Consider the following 24,453-nt stretch of genomic DNA (forward strand, 5'->3'; position numbering starts at 1 on the left):
AACAAAGGCCGGCCCCCCGAAGAGACCGGCCTTTTTTCTACACGAGGTGCGTCAGGCTACCAGATACGCACGCGTTCTTCCGGCGGCAGGTAGAGGAGATCATCCTCCTGCACGTCAAACGCGGTATACCAGGCGTCCAGATTGCGGACGACACCATTGGTCCGGTATTGCGAGGGGCTATGAGGGCCGGTCACAAGACGCTGCCGCAGATTGTCTTCGCGATATAGCCGGCGCCAGACCTGAGCCCAGGCCAGGAAGAAGCGCTGATCGCCGGTAAAGCCGTCTATAACCGGCGCACCTTCTTCGCCATAGGTGGCGGCGACATAGCGCTGATAGGCCGAATAGGCCATCTGAACGCCGCCCAGATCGCCAATGTTCTCACCCATCGACAGCGCGCCATTCACGCAGGCATCTTCCAGCGGGCAATATGTGTCATACTGCGCACCCAGAACGCTGGAGCGCTCCAGGAAGGCGTTATTTGTGTCTTCCGACCACCAGTTGCGGATACGGCCGACTTCATCGAACTCGCGGCCTTGATCGTCAAAACCATGACCGATTTCATGACCGATCACCGCGCCGATCGCCCCGTAATTGATGGCGGCATCGGCCTCAGGATCAAAGAACGGAGCCTGCAGGATGCCCGCTGGGAAAGTGATCTGGTTCATCAGCGGATTGTAGGATGCATTGACCGTTTGCGGCGGATATGGCCAGGCGCCGCGATCAACCGGACCGGCCAGATCTTCGACCTGCTGGTTCCAGTTGAATTCGGTGATCCGTTGCAGATTGCCGTACAGATCATCGCTATCGATTTCCAGCGCACTGTAATCGGTCCACTCATCGGGATAACCGATCCGCGGTTCGAACGTGGAGAGCTTAAGCAAGGCCTGCTCGCGCGTCTCTTCATCCATCCAGGCAAGGTTTTGAAGACGCTCTTCAAAAGCGGCCGTCAGATTGCCAACCAGCGCCTCCATCTGATCGCGGGATTCCGGCGGGAAGTGACGGTCAACATAGACCTGACCCACAGCCTCACCCAACACGCCGCCAACCAGATTCACGCCGCGCAGATCACGCGGACGCTGCTCTTCGGTGCCGTTCAGTGTTTGACCGAAAAAGGCGAAACTGGCCTCGTCAAATTCCAGCGGCAAGGCATTGGTGTTGCTGTTCAGCGCGTGAAACGTCATGTAGTCACGCAGCGTTTCAACCGGCGTTTCGGCAAAAATCGTCCCACTGCCTTCGATCGCGCTGGGTTGAGCGACCAGATAGGTCGCAACACCGTCAATCCCTAGCGCGGCCATGCCGGATTCGAAATTGAACTGAGGCGCGAGCGCGGACATTTCCGCCAGCGGCATGGGGTTATAGATCGCCTGGATGTTCCGGCTTTGCGCATTGGTCCAGTGAACCTCTGCCAGCCGTGTTTCCAATGCCATGATGTCGGCAGCCGCCGTCGCGCCGCCTTCCAGGCCTGCGAGCTCAAAAATCTGCTCGATATAGGCCACATAGGCCTCCCGGTATTCATCATACCGTTCGCCTTCATTCAGATAGAAGTCCCGGTTGGGCATGCCCAGACCGCCCTGCCCGACAAATACGGTGTAGCGCGTCGTGTCCGCCGGATCAGGAATGATGCCAACGCCGAACATCGCTTGATGATGCAAGGTGGCAAACAGCTCGGCAAAACCATCATGGCTTTCGACCGCGTTGATTTCATCCAGCAGGGGCTGAACCGGGGCCAGGCCGCGCTCGTTTAGAAGGTCGGTGTTCATCCAGCTGGCATAAAGATCTCCAACCTGTTGTTCGACCGAGCCATCTTCACCGCCGGCCTCGGCTAGGTCGGTGATAATGTTCTGGACGTCCTGTTCGGCTTCCAGCGCCAGTTCGGTGAACATGCCATAATTGGACAGGTCAGACGGGATCTCGGTGATATCCAGCCAGGTCCCATTGGCATAACGGAAGAAATCATCGCCCGGTTCGAAGCTGGTATCCATCCCCTCGAGGTCAAAGCCCCAGGCGCCGATATCCGCAGAGGCCATTTCGGTCTCGCTGGTGACAGCGGCATCCGCCTCTTCATTGGCAGTTTCTTCTGCGGGCTGACCGCAGGCTGCCAGAAGCGCAAGGCAGGCGCCGCTCAAAAGCAGTTTTTTCATCATCTTCCCCATTAAGGCCGGCCCTCCGCCGGCGAATTGAATGTAGCTGTGTTCTAGCCGTTAGACCGGCAGCTGGCCAAGCGGTCTTAGCCGCTCGGCCAGCCAGTCCGGTGCTTATTCGGCCGGCTGGATGGTGCCGACATCGGTTTCCGGCGCCCCATCCTTGGTCTCGTGATAGGTCGAGCCAATGCCGGGCTGTTTCTCGCCGGTCCACAGACCTTTGACACCGCGTTTGATGTCCACACCGATGGCATACATGGCCGGTACCAGCAGCAAGGTGAGGAACAAGGCAAAGGTGATCGCAAAGCCCAGCGACACGACCATCGGCTTCAGGAACTGGGCCTGGGTCGAGGTCTCCGCCATCATCGGCAAAATACCGAGGAAGGTGGTCACCGAGGTCAGGATGATCGGCCGGAAGCGTTGCACACCGGAGTCCACCAGCGCCTGGAAGGCCCCGACCCCGTTTTTCCGCAACCGGTTCACAAAGTCCACGAGGACGAGGTTGTCGTTAATCACAACGCCCGCAGCTGCACCCACCCCGAACCAGGAGAAGAGAGCAAACGGCATCCCGAAGATCATATGACCGAACACCGCACCGGCAAAGGCAAACGGAATGGCGATCAGGATCAGCAGGGGCTGAGCATAGGAGCGGAACGCAACGGCCAGCAGGATGTAGATGCCTCCAAGCACCAGGATCACCAGACGGGTCAGTTCCGCCATGAATTCACGCTGGCCTTCAGCCTGACCGAATTCCTCGCGGCTGACACCCGGGTGACGGGATTCCCATTCCTCCCAGAAGCCGGCATTCATGCTGTCTTCGATTTCTCCGCGCGCGGTCGGATCCGTCAGCTCGGCGCTGACCGTAATGGTCCGCATGCGGTCGCGGCGGTTGATCCGGTTCAGACCCGGTGCAAACTCGACCTCGGCCACCGCAGAGAGCGGCACTTCACGGCCATCAGACGTCCGGATCCGCAGATTTTGCAGCGTATCCAGCGAGCGGCGGGCTTCTTCCGGCAGGCGGACCATGACGCGCACATCCTGGCCATCCCGCGGAAGACGCATTACCTCTTCGCCGAAGAAGGCCTGACGCACCTGGCGTGTCACATCGGCCAACGTCACACCCAGGGCCTGAGCATCCGGCCGCAGCGTGAACTGCAGCTCTTCTGCCGAGGACTGGAGATTGTCGACGACATCATAAAGCGTGTCATAGGACCGCAGCTGATCTTTCAGATCGGTTGCTGCAGCGCGCAGCGCGTCCAGATCCTGGCCGGAAATCGCGAAGCGGAGGCCGGCACCGCCATCATTGATGGTGGTATCCAGGCGTACCTCTTCGGCATCCGGGATCGGACCCAGATAGTCACGGATCGTCTGCGCCACATCCCGTGTGGAGATCCCACCGGGACGCTCTTCAGGTTGTGCAAGTGTAATCCAGGCGCGCACCCGGCCGTCAGTGGCCAGCGTTGAGCGGCTCTCGATCATATCGATCTCACCCGGGAATTCCTCTCGATAGTGAAGCAGCGCCTCTTCTTCAGCGTGCTCCAGCTGCAGGCGGACCTGTTCGGTACGCTGCCAGGCCGTGCCTTCGGCCAGCTGGATATTGACCTGGATTGTGTCGTTCTCGATCTCCGGCATGAAGACAGTTCCGACGCGGTTTGTGGCCTGCAAGGTGATGGCCAGGGCAAACAGGCCGATGAAGAAAAGCAGGGTGGAATAACGGCGCTGGATCGCGAATACGACCACATGCCGGTATATGTGGCGCGCAAACCAGATCATCGAGTCTGCAATCGCCCGCTGGAACTTCAGCAGTCCACCAAACGGACCATCCATCTTTTGAGGTTTCAGATGCGACAGGTGAGCTGGAAGGATCAGAAGCGATTCAATCAGCGAGAAGGTCAGTGCGGCAATCACGACCAGCGAGATCTGCCGGGTAAACTGCACTTCCGGACCCGAGAGCATCATCCACGGGGCAAACATGAGGATGGTGGTGATAACGGCGAAGACCACCGGTTTGACTACCATCTGCGTGCCCATCACAGCCGCCGTCAGACCGGTCTCCCCTCGTTCCACCCTGTTGTGGATATTCTCACCGACAATAATGGCGTCATCCACCACGATCCCGATCACAATCAGGAAGGCAAATAGCGAGAGCATGTTCAGCGTCACGCCGAACATGGGCAGCATCAGGAAGGCGCCGAGGAAGGCTGTGCCGATGCCGATGGTCACCCAGAAGGCCACTATCGGACGCAGGAACAGGATCAGCGTCAAAAGCACCAGCGCCATACCGAAGGTCGCGCTGTTGAAGATGGTCGACATCCGGCCCTCATAGAGCTCGGAAGAATCCCACCACAGTGACAGCGTTACGCCCTCAGGCAGGGTCGCCTGGCGGCGCGCGATATAGTCTTCCACACCGTCAGAAACATCGACCACATCCATGCCTGGACTCGTCAAGACGACCACCAGTGCCATGGGCTCGCCATTATACGTGCCAACCAGGTTGAAATCGACGAACCCGTCCGTGACGTCCGCAATATCGCTGATCCGGATGGTTCCACCGTCCGACGTCTGGCGGACAATGATATTGTTGAAGTCTTCAGCTGAATCACCCAGCTGACGGGCTGTCAGGCTGACATCACCGATTTCGGTCCGGACCTGACCCGCCGAGGCGTTCAGAGACGAGCTGCGCAGCGCGCGTGCCACTTCGTCGAAAGACAGATTGTACTGGCGCAGTGCGCGTTCGTCGACCTCAATGGCGACTTCCTCGCCGAGCGTGGCCCAGACATTCACCAATGACACGCCTGGCACCTGGGCGGCGACTTCGTCCCGCACCTCGCGGGCAATGCGTTGTAAATCCCGCCGCGGCACATCGCCATGCACCGCGAAGCCGACAACCTGATCCTCATTTCGCCATTGGCTGATGATGGGCCGGAACGCCGAGGGCGGCAGGTTGTTGACCGAATTGACCTGCTGTTCGATCTCATTGATGAAGGTGCGCATATCAACGGTGCGCGTACCTTCGATATTGATCCAGGCATTGCCTTCGCGGGCCGTTGAGGTGATGCGTTCGATCCCGTCAACCGAAGAAACGGCCTCTTCGATCCTGACGACGATCTGTTCTTCCATCTCTTGTGGCGAAGCACCCGGCCAGGCGATCGAAACCGTCGCGCCCGAGAAACTGGCGGTGGGGAACACCTCGCGGGTCATCGATAGATATCCTAGGATACCGCCAACAATCGCGACCAGCATCAACAGGTTGGCCGCCACACCATTGGCCGCCCACCAGGCAATGATACCATTGTGTTCGTTTTCGTTCATCGGGTCTGTCATGACCGTCTCCTCGCCTTTTGACCGCGATTAACCCGCGGAGCTTGCCAGCCGGGCTTCCTCGCCCTGACCTTCCGCGTCGTCTTCATCGGCTTCGTCATCGTCCGAGTTCAGGACCGCGGACCGGGCATCAATGATCTCACCATCCGGACCGATCGTACGGATACGCATGCCATTGCTTGCGGCCCGTACCGGGCTGGTGATCGCCATATCGTCGGCTGACACACCTCCGGAAACTATCAATTGTTCGGGATTGGATGTGATCACACTTACGTTACGGATGCTCAGCGTGCCGCCCAGTTCCGCCACATAGACGGTATCCTCGCCGCGCAGCGCCGAACGGGGCATCACATAGGCGCCGTCCACGACGCGGCCTTCGATTGCCGCATCAACAAACAGGCCCACCGGAAGCGGCGAACCACCTGCTTCAGCCGCAGCACCATAGGGGTCGTCGATTTCGGCGATCCCGTAGAGCACACGCGTCTGGCTATCGATCGCACTGTCGGTGCGGACCAGCTCGGCCTCCCATTCGCGATACTGGCCAGCCAGCGTCGCTGACACACGGACCCGCGGACCCGGATTGTCTTCCGTTGCCTGGAATGCGACAGGAATATTGAGCATGGAAAGCTCATTATCCGTCAGGGGCAGACGGATCTGCACGGCATCCGTTGAAAACACCTGACCCAGCTGGGTGCCCGGCGAAACGAATTGACCCAGATCAGCGAGACGCGACCGGACCCGTCCTGCAAATGGCGCGGACACGCGCGTACGTGCCAGATTGAGTTGTGCTTCCTGCAACTGGGCATTCGCGGCAGCCAGGGAGGCCCGGGCCTGCGCCAGTTGCGGTTCGCGCAAGGTCAGGGACGACGCTTCGCCCTGTCCCAGCTCTTGCCACTCGCTGGCAGCAAGATCAGATTCTGCTTGCTCGCGAACGAGAGCCTGTTGGGCCTGCGCGACCTGCGCCTGGGCCCGCGTCACAGCGAGCCGGTAATCCGCGTCTTCAATCTGGATCAGGGTTTCACCGGCATCAAAGAACCCGCCCTCGATGAAGTTCGGATTTACATAGACAATGCGCCCGGAAACCTGCGGCACCAGATTGATCTGGGTGATGGGCCGAACCTCGCCTTGCGTGGACACGCTCAGCTGAACATTGGTGTTCTCGACCTGCGCGGCAAACACGGCAACAGGCGCCGGCTCAGCGCTTACCCGTTCGGGTCGTGGCGCTGTCATCACCATCACGGTGATCAACGCAATAAAACCGAGAATAACGAATATCGGCAGGAACAGCAGAATGCGGCCAGTGGTCTTACTCATAACAGTCTCCTATCCCTCCAGGGTCCGCAGATCGGGTGCGTCAAATGCACCACCGATTGCGAGGTAAATATCCACACGATTGGTTGCCCGCTCCCGGCGGGCGCTGATGAACTGGCCTTCTGCAGCTATTCTACGGGCCTGTGCGTCTAGCAGTTCAAAAACAGTTGCAAGCCCGGACCCGTATTGGCGGATCACAAGCTCCTCAGCGGCGGCGGCCTGTTCAAAAGCGTCTTGCAGCGCCTCGACTCGCAGCGCGAGAATTTGATCGGCGTAAATGGCATCTTCGGCCTCCCGCCAGGCGGCCAGAACCGTCCCGGCATAGGTCCGGAGCTGGGCTTCTGCCGCGGCTGCAGCGCGATCACGCTCCGCACGCAGCGCGCCACCATTGAAGATCGGCGCGGTCAGCGAACCGACCAGGGTCGCCACATAGGTATCCAGATCAAAGATATCGCCGGCATCCGGTCCACCCGTGCCCAGCGATCCGGAAAGCGAGAGCCCCGGCAACAGCGCATCACGTGCGATCTCCGCTTGCAGACCAGCTGCTTGAAGGCGCGCTTCTGCTGCGCGCAAATCCGGACGGCGGGTTAGCAATTCAGCGGGCGCACCGATACCGGCCAGCTCCCCGAATTCCGGCAGATCAGCTTCATGATTGACCTGTCCGGCAGGATAGCGGCCCAGAAGGATTTCAAGCGTTCGCGCCGCGGCCGCTTCGGCCTGCAGACGCGATGCCAGAACCGCTTCGCTCGACGCCAAAGCTGACCGGAAGGTACGCACATCCGAGGAGCGCGATACGCCGGCTTCAAACCGGCGTTCGATCAGGCCCAGGGAACGCTCCTTGGTTTCCACATCCCGTTCCGCCAGCTCTCTTTGAAGCCGCGACTCGATCAGACGGAACCATGCGCGCGAAACCTGACCAGCGATCGAAAGGCGGGCCGACTCATAATCAGCGTCAGTCGCTTCGAGCTCCAGAAGGCCGGCATTGGCGCGATTGGCCAGACGGCCCCACAGATCGGCCTCCCAGGAAACGCCAAGGCCAGCGGAGTAGCTCGTAGAGCCACCGGCATCCGTTTCGCGTTGCGTCACACCCAGATCGGCATTCACATTCGGCAGACGGCCCGCATTGGCGGCGCGGGCGCTTGCGCGCGCGGCGCGGATGCGCGCCTCAGCCGCCAGAAGGCTCGGATTTTCGATAACCGCTTCGTCGATCAGCTGCACCAGCCGTTGATCGCCGAAAGTGGAAACCCAGTCATTTATCGCGCTTGGGTCAATGCCTTCACCAGACGCCCAAATCACGGGCGAAGCGGGCGCTGCTTCCTGTGCAGAAAGGACCTGACCGGTTGATGCACAGGACGCGAGGACCATGGCCGTTGCGCTGAGGAGGAGTGTTCTTTTGATCATCTTGCACTCTTGATGCCAGCAGGGGCGGGATTGGATGCACCCTATTCTGCGCTTTTCGAATGTCAACAAATTTTTATCGAAAAACGCTAAATGTTTACTGACGATCATGAAAAACCTCACGAATATCAGTATACTGCTACGGTGAAAAAGGGCATTCCACGCCCGGTCCATCCCTTCCCGAGGCAGTTGATTGACAGCGGAATTCGGGCCTTATGAGCCTCAATGCAGCTCAGGGCGAGTGAATTTTGAGCAATGATTGGCCCAGCGAACAGGACCGGCGCCGCTTGCGGCGGCGGGATACCTTTGCCCTGACGCTGATTGCCGTGGTTGTTTTGGTCATCCTGTCGATGACCGGCGTGATTACGCTTTGGGTCATGCTGTCCACAGCGATGGCGATCGCAGCGCTATCCTTCATTTATTATCTCGTCATCAGCACAGGCGAGCCGCCGCTGCCTGCCGCCGAACCGGTTGGCGACACCTCACAAGAACCGGAGGAGCGGCCGCTTTCACCGGCGAGACAAATCCTCGAACACCTTCCTTTTCCGGTTCTTCTGGTGGGACCGGGCGGGCGTATAGAACGTGCCAACCCGGCCGCACATGAGTTTCTGGGCCTGGGGACAGAGTCAGGCCTGCTCTCGGCCTCTCTTCGCCAGCCACGCGTTCTGGAGGCCGTCAGCAGTGCTCTTCAGGGCGAGCGCGGCCGCGTCGTAGAATATTCGACCTTCGCCCCAATAGAGAGTCATGTCCGGGTCCATGTCATTCCGCTGAAGGCGGAGGAAGACCCCGCCTTTCCCTGGCGGGCCTTACTGATTCTTGCCGATGAGACATCCAGCAAGCGGGCCGAACGGATGCGCGGTGATTTCCTGGCCAATGCCAGCCACGAATTGCGGACACCGCTCGCATCGCTCGCCGGCTTTATCGAAACGCTCAAGGGACATGCCCGCGAGGACATCGAGGCCCGCGACCGCTTTCTGACCATCATGCAGGATCAAACCGAGCGCATGCGCCGCCTGATCAATGACCTGCTCTCGCTCAGCCGGGTCGAGATGGACGAGCATGTCCCGCCCAGCGATACGGCGGATTTCTCGGCCATGGTCCAGGACACGATCGATTCCATGACGCCGCAGGCGCATGACAAGGGCATCCAGGTCGAGTTTGAAGGCGATCCCGCAGCGCCCGTGATCGGCCAGCGCGACCAATTGTTCGAAATCGCGCAAAACCTGATTGAAAACGCGTTGAAATACTCCCCGACGGGCACCCGCATTCTCTGTCAGATCAATGCCGATGTCAGCCGCGATGAAATCGAGCGGCTGACCAACACGATGGGCGAAAGCGCTGGCCGCCTTTCGATCTCAAACCCGCCAGGCTCGACAGGACAACGGTTTGCCCTGCTGCGGGTGCGGGATGCCGGTAAGGGCATTGAGCGGCGGCAACTGCCCCGCCTGTCAGAACGTTTTTATCGCGTCGACGGACAGAAAAGTGGTCCCAAGGAAGGCACCGGTCTGGGGCTGGCCATCGTAAAGCATATTGTTAGCCGCCACCGCGGCGGCTTCTATGTTGAAAGCCAGCCGGGTGAGGGTTCGGTCTTTTCCGTCTCCATCCCGGTGAGCCTCGCTGACGCCCCCGCTGCAGAGGCTTGAGCGTTCCAAATCCCGGGACGCGGCGACACCACGCCGCCGGCGTCATCAAACTGTTATGAAATTGACATAACCGCGCCGTGAACCGGCTGCTAAGGGACGCGGAATCGTTGCCGGAGATTCCGGCATTACCTGTTTTCTTGCGCGCAAGGTCCCAATGCCGGTCAATGCCCTCCTTTTGTTGATGATGCTGGTGCTGATCTCACTAGCCTTCTATCTCGGGCGAACCCGCGCTTTCAGCCTTCTGAACGGAACGGCAAAACCGCTTCATTCATTGCCGAATTATCACGGCTATTATGTGGCTTTGTGGACCGGCATTCCGGCCCTGCTGCTAATGACGGCGCTCGCCGTCTTTGGTCCGGGATTAACCAAGGGCATTGTCGAAAACCGGCTGCAACAAGAAGCCGCGCCGCTGATCGCTGAATACGAGACAAGGTTAAGCGAAGATACCGCTGCGCAGAACGCGCGGCAGACACTCGCAACATCTGATAGTCCAGACGCGCTGAGCCAGGCCCGTGCAGCACTGGATGATCGTAGAGCGGCGCAAACCGCTGGCGTTCTTGAGGACGCACGCGAGAACGGTGCGGATGCGTTAGAGCTGGCCGGTTTCACCTTCAGCCGCCTGCCGCCGGAACGCCGGGGCCTGTTTATCAACGATGCGCGCGCCCTCGCCTTCAACGGCCAGGCCAGCCAGATCACACCGGAGCTGGAGGCCGCCGCAGCCGCCTTCCGGCCCGTGGATCGAACCATCAGGTTTGGCGGTGCGCTCGCGGCGTTATTACTGGCACTTGGCGGGCTGATCTACGCCCGCCGCAGAGTGCGAGCCGAATTCCGGGCCCGCAATCAGGTCGAGACCGCCATTCTAGGTTTCCTCGTGGTCTGTTCCGGTATCGCCATCCTGACCACGATTGGCATCATCGGTTCGCTATTGTTCGAATCCTTGCGCTTTTTCGAGGCCATCAATTGGCGGCTGGACCAGTTTCTGTTCGGCACGCAATGGAGTCCGCAAATCGCGATCCGCGCCGAGCAGATCGGTCAATCCGGTGCCTTCGGTGCGGTGCCGCTTTTTGCCGGCACCTTCATGATTACGATCATCGCCATGCTGGTGGCCGGCCCGATTGGCCTGTTTGCCGCCATCTACCTGTCTGAATATGCCAGCATCCGGACGCGCCGGATCGTCAAACCGGTCATGGAAATTCTCGCGGGCATTCCCACGGTGGTTTATGGCTTCTTTGCCCTGTTGACGGTCGGACCGTTCATCCGCGCAGCGGCCCAGGCAGTGGGGTTCGAAGACGCTGTGACCCAATCGGCCCTGTCGGCGGGTCTGGTCATGGGCGTTATGATCATTCCCTTTGTGTCATCCCTTTCCGATGATGTGATCAATGCCGTGCCGCAATCCCTGCGCGATGGCGCCTATGCGATGGGGGCCACAAAGTCGGAAACGGTCAAACAGGTCATTCTTCCTGCCGCCCTGCCCGGCATTGTCGGCGCATTTCTGTTGGCGATCAGCCGCGCGGTCGGGGAGACGATGATCGTGGTCATGGCGGCCGGTCAGGGGGCAAACCTGACGGCCAACCCGCTCGAATCGGTCACGACCATTACGGTGCAGATCGTCATGTTGTTAACGGGAGATCAGGAGTTCGACAGCGCCAAGACCCTGTCGGCATTCGCGCTGGGCCTCGTCCTGTTCATCTTCACACTGGGACTGAACATCATCGCGCTGCGCGTGGTGCAAAGATACCGGGAAAAATATGAGTAGCGCGACCGATATCCAGACCGCCGTCAAGGCGCGCCTGGCCAAGCGCTATCGCGCCGAGGCCCGGTTCCGCCTGTTCGGTCAGCTCGCGATCTTTGCGGCTATTACTGTCCTGGTTTTGCTGCTGAGCTCGATCATCCTGCAATCGATTCCAGCTTTTCGGGCCTATGAATTGACCTTGCCGGTGACGCTAACGGAATCGCGCATTGATCCCGCCGGCGATCGCAGCGAAGCGTCCTTACGCCGCGGCGGCTACAATGGCGCAATACAGGACGCGTTGCGCGCCGAGTTTCCCGAACTCGAGAACCGCGGCGATTTGCGCGAATTATTCGGCCTCTACACACCGCTCAATTCGGCCACCTTGTTAAACAACGTGCTTCGCGATCCCAGTCAGATCGGCCAGACAATCGATTTTACCTTTCCCATTTCGGACGATGCCGACCTTTATCTCAAAGGTCTGACAACAAATACGACATTGTTGGTTCCGGGGCTGGAAGCGACGCCATCGGCAACCACGGGCAACATCCGGATTTTCTCCGGCGAGGCTGTGTTCGAGCCAATCGTTTCAGACATCAGAACACAGCTTCAGACCCAGATTGCCGAGCTGGAAGACCGGGCCCGGCGTTACGAAACTCGCGCAGCAAACTCCGCGGTGCCAGACGCGGTTGAAAGCCTGAGCCGGGAAGCCCGGAGCGCGCGCGATCAGGCCGCTGCGCTTCGCAACCTGGCCGCTGCGGAAGCAGAAACGGTCAACATGTCCGCAGAATTGCCCAGCCAGCTGGTGCGTATCAATGGCGGCATCGTCCAGATCCAGCGCATTACCAATTCCGGGCGCACTGCTGAAGGTCGCGTTCTCGTTGCACTGAACGATACGGCATCGTCTCGTGACTGGGCGATCTGGACGCTCGAGACGCCGCAAGCCGAGCGCCGCATATCCGATGCACAAATTGCCTGGGCTGAAACCCTGCGGGAGCGCGGCCGGGTCGAGGCCGGTTTCAATACCTATCTCTTCACCAATGCAGACTCACGTGAACCGGAACGCGCTGGCGTGCTGGGCGCTATGATCGGCTCTGCCCTGACCATGCTGGTGACGATGTTCCTAGCCGTTCCAATCGGGGTCGCGACCGCTGTCTATCTGGAAGAATTTGCGCCCAAAAACCGACTGACCGGCTTCATCGAGGTCAATATCAACAATCTCGCTGCGGTCCCGTCCATTGTCTTTGGATTGTTGGGTCTGGCGATCTTCATCACGCTGTTCGGCATGCCCCGTTCCGCGCCGCTGGTGGGCGGCATGGTGCTGGCCCTGATGACCCTGCCGACGGTGATCATCTCGTCGCGCGCAGCCCTGAAAGCGGTCCCACCCTCTATCCGCGAAGCGGCGCTCGGCGTCGGCGCTTCGCGCTTGCAGACAGTAACGCATCATGTGCTGCCATTGGCCGCTCCGGGCATCCTGACCGGATCGATTATCGGCCTGGCGCAGGCCCTCGGCGAAACCGCGCCGCTTTTGATGATCGGCATGGTGGCGTTCGTCGCAGACACGCCGAGCCTGTCGCTCGACGGCTTGGTTGAGCCGGCAACGGTCATGCCGGTGCAGATCTTCTTGTGGTCGGATGGTGCCGAGCGCGCGTTTGAACCCCGGACCGCCGCCGCGATTCTGGTGCTGCTGGCCTTGATGATTGTGTTTAACGCCGTCGCCGTATTCCTGCGGCGCCGGTTCGAACGGAGATGGTAGCCATGGTTGATGCTGTTGAGCGCCGACCCACCGTCTATCACGAAGCCGTCTCCGGGATCGAAAGCAAGGTCTCGCTAAAGAACGTCAATGTTCACTATGGCCCAAAGCAAGCGATCCGCGATGTCGCCATGGAGATTCCGGGCAAATCGGTGACGGCCTTTATCGGCCCGTCCGGCTGCGGCAAGTCCACCATCCTGCGGTCGATCAACCGGATGAATGAAACCATCGATATCGCCCGCACCACCGGATCTGTGCGGATTGATGGAGAAGAGGTCAATTCACGCTCTGTGGACCCGGTCGTTTTGCGCGCGCGGGTCGGCATGGTCTTCCAGAAACCCAACCCGTTTCCCAAGTCGATTTATGATAATGTCGCGTATGGACCGCGGATCCATGGGCTCGCCTCGGCCAAGAGTGATCTCGACGATATTGTCGAGCTGAGCCTGCGCAAAGCCGGCCTTTGGGACGAGGTTGCCGACCGGCTGGACCAGCCGGGGACAGGCCTGTCCGGCGGTCAGCAACAGCGGCTGGTGATCGCCCGCGCCATTGCGGTGAGCCCGGAAATCATCCTGATGGACGAACCCTGCTCGGCGCTGGATCCGATTGCGACGGCCAAGATCGAGGAACTAATCGATGAATTGCGGGAAAACTACTGCATCGTGATCGTGACCCACTCCATGGCCCAGGCCGCGCGGGTTTCGCAGATGACCGCATTTTTTCATCTCGGCGATCTGGTCGAGTACGGGCCAACCGAAGAGATTTTCACCAATCCGCGCGACAGCCGGACCCAGGATTACATTACAGGCCGGTTTGGCTAATCGTATGAAAGAAAAAGAATAAAATGAACGGCTCCCTTCCCTCTCATATTGTTCGCGCTTATTCGGACGAACTCAACGCGCTCTCTGACGAGATCGCGCGCATGGGCGGCCTTTGCGAAAGCCAGGTCGCAGACTGCATTACCGCCGTCAGCCGGCGCGATCCGCAACTGGCCGACGCCGTTGTCGCTGGCGACTTGCAGGTCGATGAGTCTGAAACGGCAGTTGAAAAGCGCGTCATCCGCATGTTGGCGCTTCGCCAGCCAATGGCGTCAGACTTGCGCGCAACGATTGCCGCCTATCGCATTGCCGGCGACTTGGAACGCATCGGAGATCTGGCCAAGAACATCGCCCGCCGGACCCATGAACTGAACAAGGCCCAGCCACTGGAACTCACCCGCAGCGCCGAACGGATGGGCCGCTTGGTCGTAACCAACCTTCATCGCGCGCTGGACGCCTTCTCGGCAGGATCGTCAGAAGAGAGCATTGCGGTGTGCCGCGCCGATGAAGAAGTCGATGAACATTATAACAGCCTGTTCCGCGAATTGCTGACCTTCATGATCGAGGATCCCTCCACGATTACCGCCAGCGCGCACTTGCTGTTTGTTGCAAAGAATCTTGAACGCATTGGCGATCACACCACCAATATCGCCGAAATGATCCACTACCTGGTCACCGGCAATGAGCTTCGGCGCGAAATGCGCCGCGAGCCAACGGAAGCCGGATAGAGCCCTGACAACAGCATTGGGAGACGGAAATGGACCCGCATATTCTTGTTGTTGAAGACGAAGACGCGCTTTCGACACTGCTTCAATACAATCTGGAGAAGGAAGGCTACCAGGTCTCCGTTGCCGGAGACGGCGAAGAAGCCCTGATGCTGGCCGAAGAATCCACGCCGGATCTGGTGCTCGTCGACTGGATGCTACCCAAACTGTCCGGAATTGAAGTCTGCCGCCGGCTCCGCAACCGTTCGGAAACACGCAACGTGCCGATCATCATGCTGACCGCGAGGGGCGAAGAAGCCGACCGCATCCGCGGACTTGATACCGGCGCGGATGATTACGTCGTCAAGCCGTTTTCCATGACCGAGCTGTTTGCGCGTATCCGGGCTGTGATGCGGCGCATCCGCCCCGGCCTGACGGAAGACAAGGTCTCGCACGGCGATATCGTGATCGACCGAGTGGCCCAACGCGTGCGCCGGAATGGCCAGGAGATCCACCTTGGTCCGACCGAATTCCGCTTGCTGGACTACCTCATCCAGCACCCGGGCCGGGTCTTCTCGCGTGAGCAATTGCTGGACGCGGTCTGGGGGTCAGATGTCTATGTGGAAGTGCGGACCGTCGACGTTCACATCGGACGTCTGCGCAAGGCGCTGAACACCCATGGTGACGGCGATCCGATCCGCACCGTCAGGTCTGCAGGTTACTCGCTGGACGCGCAGTAGGCCCGAAGCTTTATTTCCTAGAAATTCACCCGGCGGGTGGCCTGAAGCGCATCGAGCGCAGCCTTGGCATCCGTGGTTTTACGCTTGCGCTTTTGCTGCGGTTGATAGGCGATCTGCGCGTGCGCTTCGCAATAGGCTTCGCCGGCCTTGGTGCGCCGCCCGCAGAACCGGAAATCACCCGATGCCGGGTCGCCAATCGGCCATTTGCACATGGAATCCTTCAACGTCAGAACCGTGGCAAATTCTCCATTGGGAAGCGGCTCCGGATCCAGCACTTTGACCGGCTCTGGCGCTGGCTTGCGCTGGACGGGTGCCTTCGCCTTGGCCGGTGACGCCACGCGCGGCTTCGGTGTCCGGGCCGGGCGGCTGGCAGGACGCGACGGCGTCGCACGGCCGGACAGGCCCAGGCGGTGGACCTTCCCGATCACCGCATTGCGCGTCACACCGCCAATCTTTTTTGCGATCTGACTGGCCGAATGGCCCTCTGCCCAAAGCTTTTTCAGAAGTTCGACGCGATCATCTGTCCAGGCCATTTTTCGCTCCACTCTGGCTCTGCGGCATACTATCCACAGTAGTCACCCTGTGGAAAACCGCAATATCTTGTGTGTTTCACGAGATACAGTAGCCATAAGCGAACCTGCCACAAGATACCGGCACTGATTCGCCTGTGGAAAGCTGATTCGGGTGCAGTTGACCGGCGTCGGCGGGCTCGCAGGGCAAGGCAGGGCGTGCTAGGGGCAGGATATGAATGAACCGATTTCCGACCGCGCCTTCTCGCCTCCCCGGCGATTTGGCGCGCTGAACACGCTGGGTCTCTGGACGCTTTACCGCAAGGAAGTTCAACGCTTCTGGAAGGTGATGTTCCAGACCGTGTTTGCGCCTGTCGTTACTACGCTGTTGTTCTTCGCCGTCATCAATCTCGCCTTTGGAGACCGGCGCGGAGATATTGGCGGCATTCCCTTTTCGGACTTTCTGGCACCCGGTCTCATCCTGATGGGACTGCTGCAAAACGCGTTCGCAAACTCGTCCTCGTCAATCCTGGTGTCGAAAGTCCAGGGCAATTCAGTCGATTTCCTGATGCCGCCCCTGTCTGCGTTGGAATTGATGATCGCCTTTATCGCAGGCGCCGTGACGCGGGGCGTTGTGGTCGCCATCGCCACAGCAGCCGTCATGGCGTTCTTCGTTGATCTGACGCCGGATCATATATGGGCGATTGTCTTCTATGCCCTGATGGGCGCCATGCTGCTCGGAATGATCGGTCTGATTGGCGGGGTATGGGCCGAAAAATTCGACCATGTCGCCGTGATCACCAACTTTATCATCACCCCCCTCACCTTCCTCTCCGGAACCTTCTATTCCATCTCCGTGCTGCCGGAGCCCTTCTTTACGCTCAGCCATTTCAATCCGTTTTTCTACATGATTGATGGCTTCCGCTACGGCTTCACCGGTCATGCCGACGGTAGCATCCTGATCGGCGCGATTGTGCTGATCGCCCTGAATCTGGTGATGCTGGCTGCGTCCTATGCGGTGCTACGCTCAGGCTGGCGCTTGAAGAGTTAGAGTGACCGGCCTACGAGGGCTTGCAGGGATAATTTAAGAGGGAGATGCCGCTATGGCCGCACCGTTGATGAGCACCTATGCCCCACCGGATCTGGTGTTTGAGCGTGGCGAAGGCGTAAGGCTCTATACCGGCGACAACAAAGCCTATCTCGACTTCATCTCCGGCATTGCGGTGAATGCGTTGGGCCATGGCCACCCGAAAGCTGTCGCGGCCCTGAAGGCGCAAGCCGACAAGCTGTGGCACTTGTCCAACATGTTCAAAGTGCCGGGCCAGGTCGAACTGGCCAAGAAATACACCGAGACGAGTTTTGCGGACCGCGTCTTCTTCACCAATTCCGGCGCCGAGGCCGTCGAAGCCTCGCTGAAAGCCGCGCGGCGTTATTTCTACGACAAGGGCGAGCCGCACCGCTATCGCGTGATCACCTTCACAGGCGCTTTCCATGGCCGCACCTATGGTGCGATCAATGCCGGTGGCAACCCGGCCTATCTGAAAGGCTTCGGCCCGCGGATGGAGGGATTCGACCAGATCGAATTCGGCGATCATGAAGCCACGAAGGCCGCCATCACGGAAGAGACAGCCGCCATCCTGGTGGAACCCGTTCAGGGTGAGGGCGGCGTGCGCGCCCTGCCCGATGTCTGTCTGCGCGGCCTTCGGGAATTGTGCGACGAACACGGCCTGCTCCTCATTTATGATGAGGTCCAATGCGGCGCCGGCCGGACCGGCAAGATGTGGGCGCATGAATGGGCCGAGACCGCCCAGCCGGACATCATGGCTGTCGCCAAGGGCGTAGGCGGTGGATTTCCCATGGGCGCCTGTCTGACAACTGAAGCTGTAGGCAAGGGCATGGTCGTTGGCACGCATGGTTCGACTTTTGGCGGAAACCCGCTGGCCATGGCTGTTGGTAATGTCGTTTTTGACGAGCTGAACGCGCCGGGCTTTTTCGATAAGGTCAATCAGGTTTCCAACTTCATGCACCAGCAGCTGGCCGGTCTGGCCGACCGGCATGAGGGTATTGTCGAGGAAGTCCGCGGCAAGGGCCTGTTGATGGGCTTGAAATTGCGCGAAGGCATTGTGAACAAGGCTGTTGCCGGAGAGGCGCGAGATCGAGGCCTTTTGATTGGTGCGGCTGGCGATAATGTTGCCCGCATGGCTCCGCCCCTCATCATCACCGAAGATGACGCCAGCGAGGCGATCGGTATTCTCGATGATGCGCTGACAGCGGCTGGCAAATAAACCATGTCCGACCCGCTGGGTGAAACCGACGACATTGTCGCGGCCTTTCAGGTTGATGGTCACGCCGCGCGCGGACGCATTGCGCGGATGGGCGCAGCGCTGGAGGATATTGTCTCCGCCCATGACCATCCCCCGGCCGTCAAACGCCTTGTGGGGGAAGCGGTTCTGCTGGCCGCACTGGTCGGCGATTCCCTGAAATTCGAAGGACGGTTGATCATCCAGGCTAATGGCAGCGGCCCGGTCAGTTTTGTGGTGGCCGAATGGCAATCGACCGGCGGGGTGCGCGGTTTTGCGCAATACAAGGGTGATCCGGTCTCAAACGATGCCGGTGTGCCGCAATTGCTGGGCGAAGGCTCTTTTGCCATGACCATTGATCCGGGCGAGAAGATGGAGCGCTATCAGGGCGTTGTTGCCCTCGAAGGCGGCACGCTGGCGCATTGTGCCGAGAAATATTTCGAGCAATCCGAGCAAACCCCCACGCGCATCAAGCTGGCTGTCGGAGAAAATCTGCAAGCAGGTGGCACTTCGGTCTGGCGTGGCGGCGGGGCCGTCTTGCAGCAGGTGGCCAGCGATGACTATCGCGGCGATGCCTTAGCAGACTGGGATCATTGCCGGGCGCTGTTTGAGACGATTGCCGATGATGAGCTGATCGACCCGGATATCTCCGCAGCCACCTTGATTTATCGCCTGTTCCACGAGGATGGCGCGCGCCTGTTTGAGCCGCGGCGGCTGACCAAGCATTGCCCCTGCAATCGCGAACGCCTGCTGGATATTCTTTCACGTTTTTCCGCTGAAGATCAGGCTGATATGGAAAAGGACGGGCAGATCGGCATGACCTGCGAGTACTGCAACCGCTTGTTCGAATTTACGCCGGACGATGTGAAAGCCGCCTCCTGATCGCGCGGTCTTATGACTGCCAGAAGCGCGGTGTCAGCAAGATAAGGACGGTGAGAACCTCCAGACGTCCGATCAGCATATTCATCGCCATCACCCATTTTGCGGCATCCGGCAGAGGCTGAAACGTGCCCGAAGGGCCAATGATATCGCCAAGGCCCGGCCCGACATTGCCCAGCGTCGCCGCCGCGCCGGACAGGGCGGTGGTGGTGTCCAGCCCGATGGCGGCCAGCAAAACAGCGGAGACCGTAAAGACCGCGACAAAGGCAAACAGAAAGCCCAGAACCGAATAGACGGTTTCCGGCGGGACAGGCCGTCCACCATAGCGCAGCGGCGTAATGGCGCGCGGGTGCGTCAGGGTGATAATGTGTTGCCGGATGGCCAGCAGCGCGATTTGGTAGCGGAAAATCTTTACCGAACAGGTGGTCGATCCGGCACAGCCGCCGGAAAACATCAACACGAAAAAAGCCGCCACCGCCGGTGCGCCCCAGGCGCCAAAATCGGTCGTCGCATAACCGGTGCCGGTCACAATGGATATGGTGTTGAAAGCCGCCAACCGGATGCCGGATTCCGGATCATGGAGCCCGGTGGCGATGACAAAGGTCGACATGGCGAGAATGGCGATTCCGATGACAAGAAAAAAGCCCTGCACTTGCGGATCCCGGAAAACCGCCAGCGGCCGACCCCGCACCATCACCAGATAGACCGCGAACGGCAAGGCCGCCGCCAGCATGAACACCATCGCCACATAATCCGAGCCGCCTTCGAGGAAGGCCCCGATCGAAGCGTCGCGCGTGGAGTATCCGCCTGTGGCCAGCGTGGTCATGGCATGCGCAATGGCATCGAAGCCATTCATGCCAGTGGCGTTGTAGCCAATGGCACACGCAAGGGTCAGCGCCAGATAGATCAGCGAGATCGCACTCGCGATCTGTGCGGCATTCGGCAGTACCTTCTCGCTGGAGGCATCAGACGATTCCAGCTTGAAGAGCTGCATCCCGCCGACGCCCAGCAGCGGCCAGATCGCCATGGCGGTGACGATAATCCCGATCCCGCCGATCCATTGCAGGATGGCTCGCCACATCAGGAAGCCCGGCGGACGGGTATCGAGCTCCGTCACCACAGTTGCTCCCGTGGTGGTGAGACCGGAAATCGCTTCAAACAGGGCATCGGTCCAGGACAGGTCATGCCCGCCATACCGCATCGGCAGCGCTGCGAGCAGCGCGAGAACGAGCCACGAGCCAGCCGTCACCAGAAACGCAGCCCGCGTCGTCAGGTCTTTTTTTTCGGTATTGACGGCCAGGGCAATCGCCAGACCGATAAATCCACCCGCAGCGGCCGACCAGAAAAAAGCTGACGCGCTGGCCATTTCACCGGCATTATAATCGATCAACGCAGGGATCAGCATGGCCGCCGACAGGCTGGCCGCCATGATACCCAGAACGAACAGAACGGACCGGACCGACGTGCTCATTCAGCGCGGTCTAGCCGATTAATGAACGCTTGTCCGGTCATAAGGGCTGTCGAGTGAAAAAGCCGGAATGCGCGCATCGAACCGGCCGCCATTTTCGCGCGACATCTCATAGCTGCCGCACATGAAGCCCGAGGGCGTTTCCAGGGGCGCCCCAGAGGTATAGGTGAAACACTCGCCCGGCTTCAGAACCGGTTGCTCGCCAACCACGCCGGGGCCACGCACGACGTCCACCTTGCCTTTGGAATCGGTAATCGACCAGTGCCGCGAAATCAGTTGCACGGTCGTTTCACCGGTATTTTCAATTTCCACAGTGTAGGCCCAGACATAGCGCGCCTGCGACGGCTCGGATTGATCGTCGAGAAAGTCCGGCTTCACGCGGACCAGCACGCCATCGGTTTCGCACTCATACATGGCCGCACCTGCGCATATCCTGCGAAGGGCCATGATCACCGCAAACGCCGGTTTGCTCAAGTCCCGCCATCCGCGCTTTTCCGCTGCGCCAAATTCGCCTAACCAAGAGTACCGCAATCCGCAGGCTGACATGACCGCACACGGTATCCTTCCTGATCATGAAATCGCGGCCCTCACGGCCGGCGGGGCGATTCATGCGCAGACAGCGCTGGCGGATGGGCAAATCCAGCCCGCCAGCCTGGACCTGCGCCTGGGCCAGACGGCCTATCGCTTGCGCGCCAGCTTCCTGCCGGGGGCGGCCCGTGAAGTGGACGACGTCCTTAAATCCGGCCTGGTCATGCATCAACTCGACCTCAGCGGTGGCGCGGTGCTTGAGACCGGCTGTGTCTATCTTGTGCCTCTGATAGAAGCACTCAGCCTGCCTGCAGATATCAGCGCCGCGATGAACCCGAAAAGCTCGACCGGGCGGATTGATGTCTTCACCCGCGTGATCGCCGATCGTGCGACGGCTTTTGATGCCGCCCCGGCGGGCTATGAAGGCCCGCTCTATGTCGAGATTTCCCCGCGCACCTTTTCGATCCTCGCGCGGCCGGGCGACCGTCTGGTCCAGGCCCGGTTCCGCCGCGGTGCACGGCAAGCCACGCGTGAAGTCACCGTCTCGGTCGATCTGGCAGGCTTTGACGGCGTCAATGGTTATCGCGCCCGCCGCCATGCCGGCCTGATCGATCTGGCCAGGATTGGCGGTCATGATCCACGCGATTACTGGGAGCCGGTTTCCCTGCGCAACGGCCAGATGGTGCTGGATCCCGGTGAATTCTACATTCTCGCGTCACGGGAACCGGTGATCATCCCCTTGAACGAAGCTGCTGAAATGGCACCGATCGCCCCGGAAATCGGCGAGTTCCGCGCGCATTATGCCGGCTTTTTCGATCCCGGCTTTGGCGTCACCGAAGCGGGCGGCGATGGCGGTCGCGCTGTCCTGGAAGTGCGCGGCCGGGACGTGCCCTTCATCCTCGAACATGGCCAGCCGGCAGCCCGCCTGGTTTATGAACCCATGACCGCCCCGCCGGACACCCCCTATGGCTTAGTCGCCTCGAACTATCAGGCCCAGGGCCTCAAACTGGCGAAGTATTTCTAGCTTGCGCCGCCACGCCGGTTTTCTAATCTCAAGAACAGTTGCGGGTGTAGCTCAATGGTAGAGCAGGAGCTTCCCAAGCTTAAGACGAGGGTTCGATTCCCTTCACCCGCTCCAATCCCCAACCAACAAGATCAGCGGTTAAACGGGTTCGCCTCTGTCCGCGTGAAGGTCTGGCGCATCACTTCGGTCCACGCGCCGTCAATCTCTTCTTCGGTGACACTGATATAGCCCGCCGGTGAAATGTTCAGCATGCGGCTACGGAAAGTGCGCGTGGTGCCATCCGGGGCGATATAATGCTCCTCGCGGAAATGGATGCCGTTTTCGACGGCGTCACCGCCGCCAGCCGAAGACCCGCCTATCGAATTGAAATAATCAAACAGGATCTCATCGTTCTCGCGGTCAAAATGATAGATCGTCTCGCCCGTATAATCCGGCGGTCCCGGTACAATATGGAGATCGCGCACAAAACGCCCGAACACAGGCGCATAGCAATGCGTATCCGAGCGCCCATCGTCCAGCCGGGTCTGCCAGCAGGCATTCAACAAGGGCTCAAACACATCGGTGACCCCGCCTGCAAGGATATCCGGAAACGCCATTTCTTCGCGCAAGGTCTCGAGGCGCTCAGCCGGTTGCCGGGTGAAAACCCGCTCGGGCTCTGTATTCCAGCCGCCATAATCCTCGCCCAGATATTGCTGGCGGACCAGGCTGGCTTGATCGCCAGTGACCGCCCCCCAATGATAGCGCAGAAATAACTCGCCCGACCCGTCGCGATAGCCATTCTGGACAAAGTGTCCGTCTTCAATGGCGCCATCTGCGTAAATGGCATGACCATTCATGGTGAGCATCAGCGTGTGGACTTTCTCGTTCGCCGCATCCCAGAACCAGATGGATTCATTGTAGAACATGCCATGTGGGCCAGGATTTTGCCGCAAAACGCGAACGGCATGGTTTTCCATGCGTTCAAAGCAATAGACCTCATCAGCATATTGCCCCTCCTGCTGGTTGGCCCAGCAAGCCCCGAGATAATCCGCCATGGCTTCGGTAATCGGCGAGTCCGCCTGTGCCGCGCTGGTCATGCCTGCGGTCATTAGCGCCAGACTTAAAACTGCGTGTCTCATCGTGTTCCCCGTTATTTCCCCTGTCCTGAATTAAACAGTGCGGCGGGATGCGCGCGGCGTCCATCTTTTTTCCTCGGCCCCATCGGGCCAGCCCGCGCTGCGAAGTTGATTTCAACGGCCCACCGCTCCAGTCTCTGCGTCAGCAAGCTGCTCGGGGCGAAAGGACGCACAAGATGAAAAGCGCAAAAGCCATTATCGTGGCCCTGATTATCGCCGCGATTGGCCTCGGCATTCTGGCACTCGCCGGATGGGGGGATACGCGCTCGGGCGGGCTGCCGGTGATGCTGGCCGCGGGCCTGATCGCCTTTGGCCTCAACTGGCTGGTTTTCATCCCTTCGGCCATCGCAAAAACTGAAAAATTCTACGATCTCACCGGCTCTCTGACCTATATGTCCGTCATGGCATTTGCCGTGTTGCAAAGCGCCCCGGTGGACTGGCGCGCGCTTTTGGTGGCCGGCTGTGTGGTGATCTGGTCGATGCGATTGGGCATCTTCCTGTTTGCCCGGATCAGCGAGGATAAAGCCGACCAGCGCTTTAACGAGATCAAGCAAAATCCGGCACGCTTTTTTGTCACCTGGACATTGCAGGGCCTCTGGGTCTCGCTCACCGCCGCGTGTGCGCTGATGGTGATCACCACACAAACGCCGCAACCGGTTGATCTCTTCCTGATCATCGGCCTGGCGATGTGGGTGGCCGGATTTGCCATTGAGGTGATTGCCGACAATCAAAAACGGGCTTTCAAGCGCGATCCCGCCAATGACGGCCAGTTTATCCAGACTGGCTTGTGGGCCTGGTCGCGGCATCCGAATTATTTCGGGGAGATATTGTTATGGATCGGTATTGCCGTAACGGCGTTGCCGGTGCTCGCGGGCCCGCAATGGGTGGTGCTGATCTCACCGGTCTTCGTCATCCTGTTGCTGACCCGCGTCAGCGGTATCCCCTTGCTGGAAAAAGCCGCCGACGTCCGCTGGGGCGATAATGCCGCCTACCAGGCGTATAAAGCGCGTACGCCGGTGCTGTTGATGAAGCCGCCATCCAGGGCGAGCTAACCAAGTAACGGTCTGGCGGCAGG

At 59.8% G+C, this 24,453-nt stretch carries 19 protein-coding genes and 1 tRNA gene; 12 read left to right on the forward strand and 8 right to left on the reverse strand.

What is annotated here, in order from left to right:
• Positions 1 to 56 precede the first annotated feature (56 nt).
• From ACO079_RS06555 to ACO079_RS06570, 4 genes are all read right to left on the reverse strand, one after another.
• Positions 57 to 2,141, reverse strand: a complete 2,085-nt coding sequence (locus ACO079_RS06555) for a M13 family metallopeptidase (RefSeq protein WP_421792707.1) — start codon at positions 2,139 to 2,141, stop codon at positions 57 to 59.
• Positions 2,142 to 2,255: 114 nt separating this feature from the next.
• Complete coding sequence (locus ACO079_RS06560; protein ID WP_421792709.1) at positions 2,256 to 5,465, reverse strand: efflux RND transporter permease subunit; 3,210 nt, start codon at positions 5,463 to 5,465, stop codon at positions 2,256 to 2,258.
• A gap of 27 nt (positions 5,466 to 5,492) precedes the next feature.
• Entirely contained in the window at positions 5,493 to 6,776 is a 1,284-nt protein-coding gene (locus ACO079_RS06565) for an efflux RND transporter periplasmic adaptor subunit (RefSeq protein ID WP_421792710.1), read from the reverse strand.
• Between the two features lie 9 nt (positions 6,777 to 6,785).
• Complete coding sequence (locus tag ACO079_RS06570) at positions 6,786 to 8,174, reverse strand: efflux transporter outer membrane subunit (RefSeq protein WP_421792711.1); 1,389 nt, start codon at positions 8,172 to 8,174, stop codon at positions 6,786 to 6,788.
• A 245-nt stretch (positions 8,175 to 8,419) separates the two neighbouring features.
• On the opposite strand from ACO079_RS06570, the gene ACO079_RS06575 reads away from it, so the two are divergent.
• The 6 genes from ACO079_RS06575 to phoB all read left to right on the forward strand — a co-directional run bounded on the left by ACO079_RS06575 (position 8,420) and on the right by phoB (position 15,555).
• Positions 8,420 to 9,814 carry an ATP-binding protein gene (locus ACO079_RS06575; protein WP_421792713.1) on the forward strand — a complete coding sequence of 465 codons (1,395 nt, stop codon included), beginning with the start codon at positions 8,420 to 8,422 and terminating at the stop codon, positions 9,812 to 9,814.
• A gap of 154 nt (positions 9,815 to 9,968) precedes the next feature.
• Entirely contained in the window at positions 9,969 to 11,570 is a 1,602-nt protein-coding gene (pstC, locus tag ACO079_RS06580; RefSeq protein ID WP_421792715.1) for a phosphate ABC transporter permease subunit PstC, read from the forward strand.
• Positions 11,563 to 13,299, forward strand: a complete 1,737-nt coding sequence (pstA, locus tag ACO079_RS06585; RefSeq protein WP_421792717.1) for a phosphate ABC transporter permease PstA — start codon at positions 11,563 to 11,565, stop codon at positions 13,297 to 13,299. Before pstC ends, pstA begins: the two co-directional genes overlap by 8 nt.
• Entirely contained in the window at positions 13,293 to 14,114 is an 822-nt protein-coding gene (pstB, locus tag ACO079_RS06590) for a phosphate ABC transporter ATP-binding protein PstB (protein WP_421792718.1), read from the forward strand. The genes pstA and pstB overlap by 7 nt, the downstream gene beginning before the upstream one ends.
• Positions 14,115 to 14,137: 23 nt before the next feature.
• Positions 14,138 to 14,839 carry a phosphate signaling complex protein PhoU gene (phoU, locus tag ACO079_RS06595; RefSeq protein ID WP_421792719.1) on the forward strand — a complete coding sequence of 234 codons (702 nt, stop codon included), beginning with the start codon at positions 14,138 to 14,140 and terminating at the stop codon, positions 14,837 to 14,839.
• Between the two features lie 29 nt (positions 14,840 to 14,868).
• The gene (gene phoB, locus ACO079_RS06600; RefSeq protein WP_421792721.1) at positions 14,869 to 15,555 is read left to right on the forward strand and encodes a phosphate regulon transcriptional regulator PhoB; all 687 of its coding nucleotides are present in this window, start codon (positions 14,869 to 14,871) and stop codon (positions 15,553 to 15,555) included.
• Between the two features lie 17 nt (positions 15,556 to 15,572).
• Here the strand turns inward: phoB and ACO079_RS06605 are convergent, their stop codons facing one another.
• On the reverse strand, positions 15,573 to 16,088 hold the full coding sequence (locus tag ACO079_RS06605; protein ID WP_421792722.1) for a GcrA family cell cycle regulator: 516 nt from the start codon (positions 16,086 to 16,088) through the stop codon (positions 15,573 to 15,575).
• 211 nt (positions 16,089 to 16,299) lie between these two features.
• On the opposite strand from ACO079_RS06605, the gene ACO079_RS06610 reads away from it, so the two are divergent.
• The 3 genes from ACO079_RS06610 to ACO079_RS06620 are packed head-to-tail and all read left to right on the forward strand — an operon-like array spanning position 16,300 to position 19,246.
• Entirely contained in the window at positions 16,300 to 17,115 is an 816-nt protein-coding gene (locus ACO079_RS06610; RefSeq protein ID WP_421792723.1) for an ABC transporter permease, read from the forward strand.
• A 52-nt stretch (positions 17,116 to 17,167) separates the two neighbouring features.
• Positions 17,168 to 18,349 carry an aspartate aminotransferase family protein gene (locus ACO079_RS06615; protein WP_421792724.1) on the forward strand — a complete coding sequence of 394 codons (1,182 nt, stop codon included), beginning with the start codon at positions 17,168 to 17,170 and terminating at the stop codon, positions 18,347 to 18,349.
• 3 nt (positions 18,350 to 18,352) lie between these two features.
• Positions 18,353 to 19,246, forward strand: coding sequence for an Hsp33 family molecular chaperone (locus tag ACO079_RS06620; RefSeq protein WP_421792725.1), 894 nt, complete (start codon positions 18,353 to 18,355; stop codon positions 19,244 to 19,246).
• A gap of 10 nt (positions 19,247 to 19,256) precedes the next feature.
• Here ACO079_RS06620 and ACO079_RS06625 read toward each other — a convergent pair whose 3' ends face one another.
• Both ACO079_RS06625 and apaG read right to left on the reverse strand, forming a co-directional pair.
• On the reverse strand, positions 19,257 to 20,714 hold the full coding sequence (locus ACO079_RS06625; RefSeq protein WP_421792727.1) for a TrkH family potassium uptake protein: 1,458 nt from the start codon (positions 20,712 to 20,714) through the stop codon (positions 19,257 to 19,259).
• 18 nt (positions 20,715 to 20,732) lie between these two features.
• Positions 20,733 to 21,125, reverse strand: coding sequence for a Co2+/Mg2+ efflux protein ApaG (gene apaG, locus ACO079_RS06630; protein ID WP_421792922.1), 393 nt, complete (start codon positions 21,123 to 21,125; stop codon positions 20,733 to 20,735).
• Between the two features lie 130 nt (positions 21,126 to 21,255).
• Between apaG and ACO079_RS06635 the strand changes: the two genes are divergently transcribed.
• Complete coding sequence (locus ACO079_RS06635; RefSeq protein WP_421792728.1) at positions 21,256 to 22,263, forward strand: 2'-deoxycytidine 5'-triphosphate deaminase; 1,008 nt, start codon at positions 21,256 to 21,258, stop codon at positions 22,261 to 22,263.
• A gap of 40 nt (positions 22,264 to 22,303) precedes the next feature.
• Positions 22,304 to 22,377: transfer RNA gene (locus tag ACO079_RS06640), tRNA-Gly, on the forward strand.
• A gap of 17 nt (positions 22,378 to 22,394) precedes the next feature.
• Here the strand turns inward: ACO079_RS06640 and ACO079_RS06645 are convergent.
• Complete coding sequence (locus ACO079_RS06645) at positions 22,395 to 23,381, reverse strand: hypothetical protein (protein ID WP_421792730.1); 987 nt, start codon at positions 23,379 to 23,381, stop codon at positions 22,395 to 22,397.
• Positions 23,382 to 23,554: 173 nt separating this feature from the next.
• On the opposite strand from ACO079_RS06645, the gene ACO079_RS06650 reads away from it, so the two are divergent.
• Positions 23,555 to 24,430 carry a DUF1295 domain-containing protein gene (locus tag ACO079_RS06650; RefSeq protein WP_421792731.1) on the forward strand — a complete coding sequence of 292 codons (876 nt, stop codon included), beginning with the start codon at positions 23,555 to 23,557 and terminating at the stop codon, positions 24,428 to 24,430.
• Positions 24,431 to 24,453 lie beyond the last annotated feature (23 nt).

It is taken from the genome of Hyphobacterium sp., assembly GCF_965228115.1.
In the GTDB taxonomy this organism is placed as follows: domain Bacteria; phylum Pseudomonadota; class Alphaproteobacteria; order Caulobacterales; family Maricaulaceae; genus Hyphobacterium.